This is a genomic window from Enterovirga sp., from assembly GCF_035325185.1.
Taxonomy (GTDB): Bacteria; Pseudomonadota; Alphaproteobacteria; order Rhizobiales; family Beijerinckiaceae; genus Enterovirga.
This window is the reverse complement of record NZ_DAOLAJ010000103.1, coordinates 1-11,812: the sequence shown is the minus strand read 5'-3', so window position 1 is coordinate 11,812 and position 11,812 is coordinate 1. Positions and strand designations below refer to the sequence as shown.

At 67.1% G+C, this 11,812-nt stretch carries 15 protein-coding genes; 13 read left to right on the top strand and 2 right to left on the bottom strand.

Annotation, left to right across the window (positions count from 1 at the left end):
• A partial coding sequence (locus PKD06_RS16130; protein ID WP_324381854.1) for a 2Fe-2S iron-sulfur cluster-binding protein occupies positions 1 to 267 on the bottom strand: 267 nt, incomplete at its 3' end.
• 182 nt (positions 268 to 449) lie between these two features.
• Between PKD06_RS16130 and PKD06_RS16125 the strand changes: the two genes are divergently transcribed.
• Together PKD06_RS16125 and PKD06_RS16120 are read left to right on the top strand one after the other, a co-directional pair.
• Positions 450 to 701, top strand: coding sequence for a hypothetical protein (locus PKD06_RS16125; protein WP_324381853.1), 252 nt, complete (start codon positions 450 to 452; stop codon positions 699 to 701).
• A gap of 130 nt (positions 702 to 831) precedes the next feature.
• The gene (locus PKD06_RS16120) at positions 832 to 1,086 is read left to right on the top strand and encodes a hypothetical protein (protein WP_324381851.1); all 255 of its coding nucleotides are present in this window, start codon (positions 832 to 834) and stop codon (positions 1,084 to 1,086) included.
• Between the two features lie 9 nt (positions 1,087 to 1,095).
• On the opposite strand, the gene PKD06_RS16115 is transcribed toward PKD06_RS16120, so the two are convergent.
• Positions 1,096 to 1,563, bottom strand: coding sequence for a carbon monoxide dehydrogenase subunit G (locus PKD06_RS16115; RefSeq protein WP_324381849.1), 468 nt, complete (start codon positions 1,561 to 1,563; stop codon positions 1,096 to 1,098).
• A gap of 171 nt (positions 1,564 to 1,734) precedes the next feature.
• Here PKD06_RS16115 and PKD06_RS16110 point away from each other — a divergent pair, with 171 nt between their 5' ends.
• The 11 genes from PKD06_RS16110 (at position 1,735) to PKD06_RS16060 (ending at position 11,510) form a co-directional block, all read left to right on the top strand.
• Positions 1,735 to 2,652, top strand: coding sequence for a branched-chain amino acid ABC transporter permease LivH (locus PKD06_RS16110; RefSeq protein WP_324381858.1), 918 nt, complete (start codon positions 1,735 to 1,737; stop codon positions 2,650 to 2,652).
• A gap of 23 nt (positions 2,653 to 2,675) precedes the next feature.
• Positions 2,676 to 4,301, top strand: a complete 1,626-nt coding sequence (livM, locus tag PKD06_RS16105; protein ID WP_324381856.1) for a high-affinity branched-chain amino acid ABC transporter permease LivM — start codon at positions 2,676 to 2,678, stop codon at positions 4,299 to 4,301.
• A complete protein-coding gene (locus PKD06_RS16100) occupies positions 4,301 to 5,152 on the top strand; it encodes an ABC transporter ATP-binding protein (protein ID WP_324381847.1) in 852 nt (283 codons plus the stop codon). The genes livM and PKD06_RS16100 overlap by 1 nt, the downstream gene beginning before the upstream one ends.
• A complete protein-coding gene (locus PKD06_RS16095) occupies positions 5,149 to 5,922 on the top strand; it encodes an ABC transporter ATP-binding protein (RefSeq protein ID WP_324381845.1) in 774 nt (257 codons plus the stop codon). Before PKD06_RS16100 ends, PKD06_RS16095 begins: the two co-directional genes overlap by 4 nt.
• A gap of 41 nt (positions 5,923 to 5,963) precedes the next feature.
• On the top strand, positions 5,964 to 6,194 hold the full coding sequence (locus tag PKD06_RS16090; RefSeq protein WP_324381843.1) for a hypothetical protein: 231 nt from the start codon (positions 5,964 to 5,966) through the stop codon (positions 6,192 to 6,194).
• Positions 6,191 to 6,457: a type II toxin-antitoxin system RelE/ParE family toxin gene (locus PKD06_RS16085; protein ID WP_324381841.1), complete on the top strand. Its 267-nt coding sequence runs from the start codon at positions 6,191 to 6,193 to the stop codon at positions 6,455 to 6,457. Before PKD06_RS16090 ends, PKD06_RS16085 begins: the two co-directional genes overlap by 4 nt.
• Before the next feature lie 8 nt (positions 6,458 to 6,465).
• Positions 6,466 to 6,837, top strand: a complete 372-nt coding sequence (locus tag PKD06_RS16080) for a DUF6867 family protein (protein WP_324381839.1) — start codon at positions 6,466 to 6,468, stop codon at positions 6,835 to 6,837.
• Between the two features lie 112 nt (positions 6,838 to 6,949).
• Positions 6,950 to 8,077, top strand: coding sequence for a branched-chain amino acid ABC transporter substrate-binding protein (locus PKD06_RS16075; RefSeq protein WP_324381837.1), 1,128 nt, complete (start codon positions 6,950 to 6,952; stop codon positions 8,075 to 8,077).
• A 167-nt stretch (positions 8,078 to 8,244) separates the two neighbouring features.
• Positions 8,245 to 9,549 (top strand): MFS transporter, encoded by a 1,305-nt coding sequence (locus tag PKD06_RS16070; protein WP_324381835.1) that lies wholly within the window; start codon positions 8,245 to 8,247, stop codon positions 9,547 to 9,549.
• 1 nt (position 9,550) lies between these two features.
• Positions 9,551 to 10,441: an amidohydrolase family protein gene (locus PKD06_RS16065; protein WP_324381833.1), complete on the top strand. Its 891-nt coding sequence runs from the start codon at positions 9,551 to 9,553 to the stop codon at positions 10,439 to 10,441.
• 79 nt (positions 10,442 to 10,520) lie between these two features.
• Positions 10,521 to 11,510 carry a P1 family peptidase gene (locus tag PKD06_RS16060; RefSeq protein ID WP_324381831.1) on the top strand — a complete coding sequence of 330 codons (990 nt, stop codon included), beginning with the start codon at positions 10,521 to 10,523 and terminating at the stop codon, positions 11,508 to 11,510.
• The last annotated feature ends 302 nt before the right edge of the window (positions 11,511 to 11,812 follow it).

Genomic DNA, 11,812 nt, shown 5'->3' with positions numbered 1-11,812 from the left:
GGCCTGCATCGGATGCAGTTCGGCCCCGTGGGCGAGTCCCTCGATCGTCGGGACCGAGGCGCCCTCGCATTGCACCGCGAGCATCGTGCAGGACTTCACCGCCTGTCCGTCGAGATGCACCACGCAGGCGCCGCACTGGCTCGTGTCGCAGCCGACATGCGTGCCCGTCAGGCGCAAATTCTCGCGCAGGAACTGAACGAGAAGCGTGCGGGGATCGATATCCGCCGACACGGCCTTCCCGTTCACCGTCATGGATACCGAGGCCATCACGCCCTCCCGCGTAATATCCGAACGAATATTACGCTTTCTCGAACTATTCTTACGAGAATTTGGCGGGGGCCTCGGGTAGGGTCAAGCGGCCATTCGTCACTCGGGAATGACAGCGGCAGGGGAGGCTCGGGGAGGGAGGCTCGAAGCTTGCGCCGGCAAGATAGATTCAGGACATCAGCATGGAAAACAATCTAAGAGGCATCCGCGATATCATCGCATTCACATCCTACCTTCGCGACAGAAAGATATGGCATGCATTCCAACAAACTGCCGATGATTATATTACGGTCCGCGTCGATATATTAAACAGTCGTATCGAAGTTGATTTCTATGAGGACCATGTTGAATATAATCATTTTGATGGCCGAGAAGATATTCTGACGGATCAAATCAAGCTCTTTGCCATGCTCCGTCACTTCGTAGAGGGTTGACTCCCAGGGATGCCGGGCGATCCGACCACGAGAATCCGCCGGATCGCTCGGCCCGAGGCGCCGAAGCTCTCGATTCCATTGCCGGCATCCGTATCGACCTGCCGGGACGAGACGATGACAGGAAGCGGCCATGAAACATCCCAAACTCAGAGGAATCCAGGATCTCATCCCGTTCCTGCAAATCCTCGATCAGGCTCGGATTTCCTATACGATCAATCGGTCACGGGACGATTCCATCTATCTCACCATCACGACGCTCGGCCGCAGGATCGAGCTGGATTTCTTCCAGGACCACATCGAATATAGCTGGTTCGACGGCAGCGAGAGCGTCCACGACGATCAGGCATGGCTCTATGCGACGCTCGAGGATTTCGTGCGCGAATGATCGCAGGCGCTATCCCGCCGCCTCCCCCTCCCCGCCTAGCGCCTTGGCGAAATTGGCGAAGAACTCGTCGGCGTATTTCTTGGCGACGCCGTTGACGAGGCGCCCGCCCAGCTGGGCGATCTTGCCGCCGACCGTGGCCTCGACGTCATAGGCGAGGGTCGTCCCGCCCCCCTCGGCATCGGCGAGGGCGACCTTGGCACCCCCCTTGGCGAAGCCCGCGACGCCGCCCTGCCCTTCGCCGGAAATCGTATAGCCGTTCGGCGCGTCGATCTCCGACAGGGTCACGTTGCCCTTGAAGGTTGCCGAGACGGGGCCGATCTTCACCTTGGCGCTGGCCGCAAAGCCGTTCTCGCCCGTGCGGGTCATGTCCTGGCAGCCGGGAATCGCCGCCTTCAGGATGTCCGGGTCGTTCAGCGCTTCCCAGACCTTCAGCCTCTCGGCCGGCAGCGTCACGCTGCCGCTCATGGTCATGGCCATTCCGCTTCTCCTCGAAACGCATCCGGCGATCCGGGCGCGATACTATCCTTTGGAACGAAGGTTGCGAGAGCCGCTCGGTGCTGGCAAGGGGCGCCGTTCCGTGCATGATCGCCGCCCACGGCGATTGCCGGCCGGACAATGAGAAAAAGGGGACGGGCTGACGGCATGGAAATCGAGGTCTTCGTCCAGCAGCTCATCAACGGGCTGACGCTCGGCGCCATCTATGGCCTCATCGCCATCGGCTACACGATGGTCTTCGGCATCATCGGCATGGTCAACTTCGCCCATGGCGACGTCTTCATGCTCTCGGCCTTCATCGCCCTGATCGCCTTCCTGATTCTGACGACGGTGCTCGGCATCGGCTCGGTGGCGCTTGCCTTGTTCGTCTCCATGCTGGCCGGGATGGCGCTCACCTCGCTCTGGGGCTGGGCCCTCGAGCGGCTCGCCTACCGGCCCCTGCGCGGCTCCTTCCGGCTCGCGCCGCTGATCTCGGCCATCGGCATCTCGATCTTCCTGTCGAATTTCGTCCAGGTGGCGCAGGGCGCGCGCAACAAGCCCACTCCGCCCATGCTGCCCGAGGTGATCCCGCTCTTCGAGCGCAACGGCTACGTCGTCGCCCTCTCCTACAAGCAGGTCATCATCATGGCGCTCACCGCCGTGCTGCTCGCCGGCTTCTGGTACATCGTCCAGCATACCTCGCTCGGGCGCGCGCAGCGGGCCTGCGAGCAGGACCGCAAGATGGCCGCCCTCGTCGGCATCGACGTCGACCGCACGATCTCGCTGACCTTCGTCCTCGGGGCCGCCCTCGCCGCCGTCGCCGGCACGATGTACCTCCTCTATTACGGCGTCGTGAACTTCTCGGACGGCTTCGTGCCCGGCGTGAAAGCCTTCACCGCCGCCGTGCTCGGCGGCATCGGCTCGCTTCCGGGCGCGGTGATCGGCGGCCTCATCATCGGCCTCGTCGAGACCATGTGGTCGGCGCGCTTTCCCATCGAATACAAGGACGTCGCCGCCTTCTCGATCCTCGCCATCGTCCTGACCTTCATGCCCTCCGGCATTCTCGGGCGGCCCGAGGTCGAGAAAGTCTGATGGCGGTCCGCCTCGCGCAGCCGATGGCGGTCACGGCCGCGCCGCCGGCCCAGACGGCCCTCGCAGCGGCGCTGAAATCGGCAGGCTTCGCCGCCCTCGTCGCCTTCGGCCTGTGCATCCCGATCATTGCGCTTCGAACGGACCAGTCGCCCTCGGGCCTGATGCTGACCCTGCGGCCCCATGCGGTGGCGCTGATGACGGTCCTGACCTTCGCGGTCGCCTTCGCGCGCGCGATCCGGCTGCGGCTCCCGCAATCCCTGGGCGGGCCCTCCCCGCTCCTGCGCCTTGCGGCCTTCGCCGGGATCGCGGCCGTCTTCGCTCTCGGCTTCCTGGCGACCGAGGCGCTGACGCCGCCGCTCGCGGGGCTGATCCTTCCCGGCGTCGCGATCTCCTTCATGCCTCCCAAGGTCTGGCTCGTCTGGACGGGGGCGGTCTTCGCGCTGATCCTGGCCCAGGGCCTGATCGTCCCGGCCGTGCCGGGCCTCCTCGAGGCGACGCGGCGCAGCAGGGCCCGCTCCGAGAAGGAAGCCGTGACGACGGCGACGGACGGGGAGGCGCGCGCCTCCCGCCGCCTCGGCTCCTTCGCGAGCGTCGCGCTGCTCGGATTCGCGGTCGCCTTTCCGGTCATCGCCGCCGTCGCCACCGGCGGCCTGTCGGAGGGCCGCTACTGGATCGACCTCGGCATCCTCGTCCTGACCTATGTCATGCTGGGCTGGGGGCTGAACATCGTCGTCGGCCTCGCCGGGCTCCTCGATCTCGGCTACGTCGCCTTCTACGCTGTCGGGGCCTATTCCTACGCCCTCCTCTCGACGACCTTCGACCTCTCCTTCTGGGTCTGCCTGCCGGTCGCGGGGATCCTCGCCGCCTTCTGGGGGCTTCTTCTCGGCTTCCCGGTGCTGCGGCTGCGCGGCGACTATCTCGCCATCGTCACGCTCGCCTTCGGCGAGATCATCCGCCTCGTCCTCATCAACTGGGTCAACGTCACCGGGGGCGGCGCGGGCATTTCCTCGATCCCCCGCGTCACCTTCTTCGGCATTCCGTTCTCGGCGGACGAGGACGGCTTCGCGGCTCGCCTCGGCATCGAGTTCACGCCGATGCACCGCATCCTCTTCCTCTACTACCTGATCCTGGCCCTCGCCCTCGTCACCAACCTCGTGACGATCCGGCTGCGGCGCCTGCCGATCGGCCGCGCCTGGGAGGCTTTGCGCGAGGACGAGATCGCGTGCCGCTCGCTCGGCATCGACACGACCAACACGAAGCTCACCGCCTTCGCCATGGGGGCGATGTTCGGCGGCTTCGCGGGCTCCTTCTTCGCCGTGCGCCAGGGCTTCATCAGCCCGGAGAGCTTCAACTTCCTCGAATCGGCGATCGTGCTCGCGATCGTGGTCCTGGGCGGGATGGGCTCGCAGATCGGCGTCGCCGTCGCCGCGATCTTCATGACGGCGGGGCCCGAGCTTCTGCGCGACCTCGACGTCTTCAAGGAGGTCGGGTTCGATCCGAACGAGTTGCGCCTCCTCCTGTTCGGCCTTGCCATGGCGCTGATGATGATCTGGCGCCCACGCGGCCTCGTCTCCGTCCGCGAGCCGACGGTGATCCTGAAGGAGCGCCGGGCCATCTCGGCCTCCCACGTGCGCGAGGGGCACGGCTGATGCGCGGCGCGACCGACCCCATCCTCACCGTCGAGCACCTGACGATGCGCTTCGGCGGCCTGACCGCCGTCTCGGACCTCTCCTTCACCTGCGGGCGCGGCGACATCACCGCGTTGATCGGCCCCAACGGCGCGGGCAAGACGACCGTCTTCAACTGCATCACCGGCTTCTACCGGCCGACCGAGGGGATGCTGACCCTGCGCCAGCCGGAAGGCGCGACGCATCTTCTCGAACGGCTGCCGGGCCACGACATCGCCCGCAAGGCGAAGGTCGCGCGCACCTTCCAGAACATCCGCCTCTTCTCCGGCATGACGGTGCTGGAGAACCTGATGGTGGCCCAGCACAATCCGCTGATGCTGGCCTCGGGCTACACCGTGGCGGGCCTTCTCGGGATGGCCGGCTACCGGCGGGCCGAGCGCGCCGCGATCGACAAGGCCGCGGCATGGCTCGAGCGCACGCGCCTCACCCACAGGGCGGACGACCCGGCGGGCGACCTTCCCTATGGCGACCAGCGCCGCCTCGAGATCGCGCGCGCCATGTGCACCGATCCGATCCTGCTCTGCCTCGACGAGCCGGCGGCGGGGCTCAATCCGCGCGAATCGCTGGAGTTGAACGACCTGCTCCTCTCCATCCGCGAGCGGGACGGCACGTCCCTCCTCCTGATCGAGCACGACATGTCGGTGGTGATGAAGATTTCCGACCATGTCGTCGTGCTCGATTACGGCGTGAAGATCGCCGACGGCCTGCCCGCGGAGGTCAAGAGCGACCCGAAGGTCGTCGCCGCCTATCTCGGCGTCGAGGACGAGGAGGTCGCGGCGGTCGAGCGCGAGGTCGGCGAGGTGGGATCGTGAGTATCGCCGATATCCATCTCCTCTCCGGGGAGACGCGCCTGGCCGCCTTGAGGCCGCTCCTGTCCGTGCAGGGCGTCGAGACTGCCTACGGCTCGATCGTCGCGCTCAAAGGCGTTGACCTCGAGGTGCGCGAAGGCGAGATCGTCGCGCTGATCGGCGCCAACGGGGCCGGCAAGTCGACGCTGATGATGTCGATCTGCGGCAATCCGCGCGCGCGGCGCGGACGGATCCTCTTCGACGGCCGGGACATCACGAGCCTGCCGACCCACGAGATCGCGCGGCTGCGCATCGCGCAGTCCCCGGAGGGCCGGCGCATCTTCCCGCGCATGACCGTCCACGAGAACCTCCAGATGGGCGCCGAGATCGACGGCAAGGCTCATTTCGCCGAGGATCTGGAGCGGATGCTCGCGATCTTCCCGCGGCTGAGGGAGCGCCTGCACCAGCGCGGCGGCACCATGTCGGGCGGCGAGCAGCAGATGCTGGCCATTGCCCGCGCCCTGATGGCCCGCCCCCGCCTCCTCCTCCTCGACGAGCCCTCGCTCGGCCTCGCGCCGCTGATCGCCAAGCAGATCTTCGACGTCGTGCGCGACCTGAACAGGCGCGAGGGGATGACCGTTTTCCTGGTCGAGCAGAACGCCTATCACGCGCTCAAGCTCGCCCATCGCGCCTATGTCATGGTGACCGGGCAGATCACCATGAGCGGCACCGGCGCCGAGCTGCTCGCCAACCCGGACGTCAAGGCCGCCTATCTCGAAGGCGGGGCGCATTGATGGTATCTCAATCCCGATCGGTTCCGACCACGGAGGTCGACATGCCCCTCCTCGACGAAGCCCTCGAGCGGTTGCGTGCCCTTTCGCCGAGCGATCAGGAGAGCGCTGCGGCAATCTTCCTCGCGATCCTGGAGCGGTACGAGGAACCCTCAGCCCTGACGCCCGAACAAGTCGAGCGGGCACGACAGCTCGAAGCCCAACTGCTCGCTGGCGAACTGGACCTTCTCTCGGAGGAGGAAACGGCCGCCATGTGGCGGCGTCTCGGTGCATGAAGCTGATCGTTTCGCGCCGTGCCGGGCATCGAATCACGGAAATCAGGGATTACATCGCGCAGGACAATCCGCGTGCCGCCTCCCGTGTCGTCGCCAGAATCCGGGCCGCCGCCTCCCTGCTGGTCCATCAGCCGACGATGGGACGTCTGGTGCCCGGGTCGCAGGCAAGGGAATGGCCCGTGCGCGGCTTGCCGTATATCCTGATCTACCGGGTCCAGGAGACCGAGGGCCGGCTCGTCTTCCACGGCGCCCGGAAGCGATAGGCCGCACGATGCAAGGCATCCTCTACGAAGAATCCTCCGCGTGGCTCTGGATCGCGGTCACGCTCGTCCTCGGCGGCTGGACCGCCTGGATGACCGGGCGCGCGATCGCCCTCGCCTGGAAGCCGGCCTGGCTCGCGGCGCTCGCCGCCCTTCCCCTCGCGCTCGCAGTGCGCTTCATCCATTTCGCCCTGTTCGAGGGCAGCTTCCTGTCGCCGCGCTACTATCTCGCCGACCTTCTGGTGGTGCTCGTCATCGTGCTCCTGGCCCACCGCTACGCGCGCGCCGCCCAGATGGCGCGGCAATATCGCTGGATGATCGAGCGCGCCGGCCCCTTCTCCTGGCGCGAGAAGCCGCAGGCCCGAGGGTCTGCGAACGGGTGACAAGACCGGGAAAACAGGCAAGATGCCGCCCGCCGGACGAGGCGGCGCTGGCCCGGATCCCGCATCCGGCGCGCTGCGTTCTCGCCCCAGCCAATTCGGAGGAGAAGTCACAATGAAAAGCAAGTTTCTGGCCGGGATCGGCTTGGCCGTGGGCCTCGCCGTATCGGCCCCGGCCTACGCGCAGTTGAAGGTCGGCGTCGCCGGTCCCATCACGGGCAGCAACGCGACCTTCGGCGCGCAGCTCAAGAACGGGGCCGAGCAGGCGGTCGCCGACATCAACGCCGCCGGCGGCATCCTCGGGCAGAAGCTCGTGCTGGTCGTGGGCGACGATGCGGGCGATCCGAAGACCGGCGTCTCGCTGGCGAACAAATTCGCCTCCGAGGGCGTCAAGTGGGTGGTCGGCCACTTCAATTCGGGCGTCTCGATCCCGGCTTCCGAGGTCTACCAGGAATCGAACATCCTCCAGATCACGCCCGCCTCGACGAATCCCAAATTCACCGAGCGCAAGATGTGGAACACCATCCGCACCTGCGGACGCGACGACCAGCAGGGTGCCGTGGCCGGCGCGTTCCTGGCCAAGCAGTTCGCGGGCAAGAAGGTCGCCATCGTCCACGACAAGACGCCCTACGGGAAGGGGCTCGCCGACGAGACCCAGAAGGCGATGAACGCCAAGGGGCTCAAGGAAGTGCTCTACGAAGGCATCAATACCGGCGAGAAGGACTTCTCCGCCCTCGTCTCCAAGCTGAAGCAGGCCAATGTGGACGTGGTCTATTTCGGCGGCCTGCACACCGAGGCCGGCCTGATCGTCCGCCAGATGCGCGACCAAGGCCTCAAGGCGCCGATGATGTCGGGCGACGGCATCACCGACAAGGAATTCGTGCAGATCGCGGGACCGGGCGCCGAGGGCACCTACATGACCTTCGGGCCCGACGCCCGCAAGAACCCCGACGCCAAGGACGTCGTGGCCAAGTTCAACGCCAAGGGCATCGATCCCGAGGCCTATACCCTCTACAGCTATGCCTCGTTCCAGATCCTCCAGCAGGCCGCCGAGCAGGCCAAGACGACCGATTCCAAGAAGGTCGCCGAGGTGATCCGCTCGGGCAAGGTCTTCAAGACCGTGATCGGGGACCTGTCCTTCGACAAGAAGGGCGACATCACCCGTCCCGACTACGTCATGTATGTCTGGAAGAAGGGCGCCGACGGCAAGATCGACTATGCCGGCAACGAGGTCGGCATGTAAGCCGGCCTTCCGCCGATCCGCTTTCGGGGCCCGTCGCGAGACGGGCCCTTTTTTCTTGCGAATTCGTCCCCGATCGCCGCCTGCCGCCATTCCAGGCATTTCGGCTTTCGTGCTACGCCCGTTCCGGGGCCCGCCCGTCGCGGAGCGCCGGCTCCGCGGGGAGGAGCATGAGCGCAACAGCCCAGGGCGGAACGGAGCCCGTCGAAACCGTCGCCATCGAGGATACCAGCCTCTCCGCCTTCTATAAGAGCATGACCCTGCCGGAACGGCGGACGTTCTGGGCCTGCTTCGCGGGCTGGACGCTCGACGGCATGGATTTCATGATCTACCCGCTGGTGATCGGCACGATCATCGCGATCTGGAAGGTCGATCCGGGCACGGCGGGCCTCGCGGCGACCGTCACGCTGCTCTCCTCCGCCCTCGGCGGCTGGATCGCGGGCTTCGTCGCGGACCGGATCGGCCGCGTCCTGACGCTCCAGCTCACGATCCTGTGGTTCTCCTTCTTCTCGCTGCTTTCGGCCTTCGCGCAGAATTTCGAGCAGCTCCTCGTCATCCGCGCGCTGCTCGGCTTCGGCTTCGGCGGCGAATGGGCGGCCGGGGCGGTCCTGATCGGCGAGACCATCCGTCCGCAATTTCGCGGCCGCGCCGTCGGCTCGGTGCAGTCGGGCTGGGCGATCGGCTGGGGCTTCGCGGTTCTCGCCCAGGCCATCCTGTTCAGCTATGTCCCGGCCGAGACGGCCTGGCGCTGGATGTTCGTCATCGGCGCGCTGCCCGCCCTCCTGATCTTCTACATCCGCCGCCACGTCGAGGAGCCCGAGGTCGCCGCCCAGACGCGCGAGGCGGCGAAGGCGGCGGGCGAGCAGCCCCGCATCTGGGAGATCTTCGAGGGCCCGATCCTGAGGACCACGATCCTCGCCTCGGTCATGAGTTCGGGAATCCAGGGCGGCTACTACGCCGTGACGACCTGGCTGCCGGAATTCCTGAAGCGCGAGCGCGGCCTCAACATCGTCTCCTCGACGGGCTATCTCGCCGCCGTCATCCTCGGCTCGTTCGTCGGCTATCTGGTCGGCGCCTGGCTCGCCGACCGCATCGGACGCCGCAACCTCTTCCTCCTCACGGGGCTCGGCGCGGTCGCCGTCATCCTCGTCTACACGCAGGTTCCGCTCTCGGGCACCGTGCTCTGGTTCCTCGGGTTTCCGCTCGGCTTCTTCGCCTCCTCCCCCTTCTCGGGCCTCGGCGCCTTCCTGACGGAACTCTTCCCGACGCGCCTGCGCGGCTCGGCGCAGGGCTTCTGCTACAATTTCGGCCGCGGCATCGGGGCCCTGTTCCCGACGCTCGTCGGCTATCTCGCCGCCTCGACGGGGCTCGCGAACGCGATCGGCATCTTCGGCGCCTCCGCCTTCACCGTCTTCTTCCTGGCCGCCTTCTGCCTGCCGGAGACGCGCGGGCGCGTCCTCCACTCGGACCGCTGACATGGCCGGACATACGCAAGCCGGATCGGCCGACCTCTGCCTGCCGCCCGACCCGCACCCCTCCGGCCCGACCCGCTACCGGGTCCCGGCGGGAGCGGTCGACACCCATGCCCATGTGATCGGCGAGCCGCCCGCCTATCCCTTCGTTCCCGGCCGCAGCTACACCCCGCCCGCCGCGCCGGCCCGGGACTATCTCGCCATGCTCGACGCGACGGGAATGGCGAAGGGCGTCCTCGTCCAGGTGAGCGTGCACGGCACCGACAACCGGCTGCTTGTCGAGACGCTGCGCGCACATCCCGAGCGGCTGCGCGGCATCGCCGTCATTCCGCTCGGGCTGCCGGACCGGCAACTCGGCGAGTTGCAGGAGGCAGGTATCCGAGGGCTTCGCATCAACGTCCTGTTCGGGGGCGGCGTCGGTTTTTCCCAGCTCGCCGATTACGGCGCCCTCGCGCGCGAGATGGGCTGGCATCTCCAGTTCCTGATGGATGCGCGCGAACTGCCCTCCCTCGCAGGGCGGATCGCGAGCCTGCCCGTGCCGGCCGTGGTCGACCATATGGGCCATTTCCCGACCTCGGCGGGCCTCGATCATGCGGGATTCCAGGCTCTCCTCGGCCTCGTGCGCGACGGCGGCTGGGTGAAGCTGTCGGGCGCCTTTCGCACCTCGGTCGAGGGGCCGCCCTATCGCGACACCATCCCCTTCGCCCGCGCCCTCAACGAGGCCGCGCCCGATCGCTGCGTCTGGGGATCGGACTGGCCGCATGTCTCGCAATACGAGCGCGCGCCGAAGATCGGCGAGCTTCTCGACCTCCTGGGCGAATGGGTCCCGGACGAGGAGCGCCGCCGGAAGCTCTTCGTCGACAACCCGAACCGTCTCTACGGCTTCCCGGCCTGAAGCGCCGGCAGGAATGACGGGAAAGGGCGGCTCCCTTATATGTCCCGTGATCCTGTGATCCGGGGAATGGGAGGCGCGCTTGAACCTGCTGACGGATGTCGCCGGCCTGACGGTCGGCCAGGCGCAGGACGAGGACCTCGCCAGCGGGGTCACGGTCGTTCTCTTCGACGATCCCGCCGTCGCGGGTGTCGCCGTCACCGGCGGGGCGGCCGCGGGGCGAGACCAGGAATGCCTCGCGCCGGACCGGACCCTCGAGCGGATCGACGCTCTCGTCCTCTCCGGCGGGTCGAGTTTCGGCCTCGACGCCGCCTCGGGGGTGCAGGCATGGCTGCGCGCGCGCGGGCGGGGGCTCGCGATCCGGGACGCCCTGGTGCCGATTGTCCCGGCCGCCATCCTGTTCGACCTTCTCAATGGCGGGGACAAGGCCTGGGGCCAGTATCCTCCCTATCGCGAACTGGCCTATGCCGCCTGCCAATGCGCCGGCATGCGTTTCGAGCTGGGCACGGCGGGGGCAGGCTACGGCGCGACGACCGTGGACCTCAAGGGCGGGATCGGATCGGCGAGCGTCCGCACGACGACCGGCCATACGATCGGCGCGATCGCAGCCGTCAACGCGATCGGATCGACGATCGTCGGCCGGGGGCCGCATTTCTGGGCCGCGCCGTTCGAGATCGGCGGCGAGTTCGGGGGCCTCGGCTGGCCGGCGCGGATTCCTGAGGAGGTTCACAGCCTCGGCTGGAAGGGCATGGGCGTGCCGGCGACGACCATCGCCGCCGTCGCGACCGATGCCGCGCTCACGAAACCCCAGGCGAGCCGCCTCGCCGCCATCGCCGCTCAGGGCCTCACGCGGGCCTTGCGGCTCTCCGGGGCGGCCATGGACGGGGACACGGTCTTTGCCTGCTCCACGCTCCGGCGCCCCCTGCTGCCAGGCCTGGACGACTTCACCGAGCTTGCGGCGCGGGCTTCGGATTGCCTCGCCCGAGCCGTCGCGCGCGGCGTCTACGAGGCGAGCGCCCTCCCGTTCGAGAATGCTCTTCCCGCGTGGCGGGATCGCTTTTGTTCACAATGAGTTACGGAGCAACGCTATCCTCGCGCATGAGCTGGCGCGACAGCTTGCCTCTCGCATGAGGGGACCAGCTTTATTGTTGAGAACAAGCTGCTTCGTGAAAGATCTGCATCCAGAACCTCAGGACAGATCAACTCTTTTCAGGACAATGTCCAGGCGTGCTCTACCTCTTACGTAAACGGATTAGGAAATCCATCCAACCACTTCAACATAAAGGCCATCCGCTCACCGCGTGGGATGCACCCTCCCCGCGAGCGGCAGGGCTGTTGCATATGGCGGTTTCCGCCGCGCCAACCCTCCCCCCC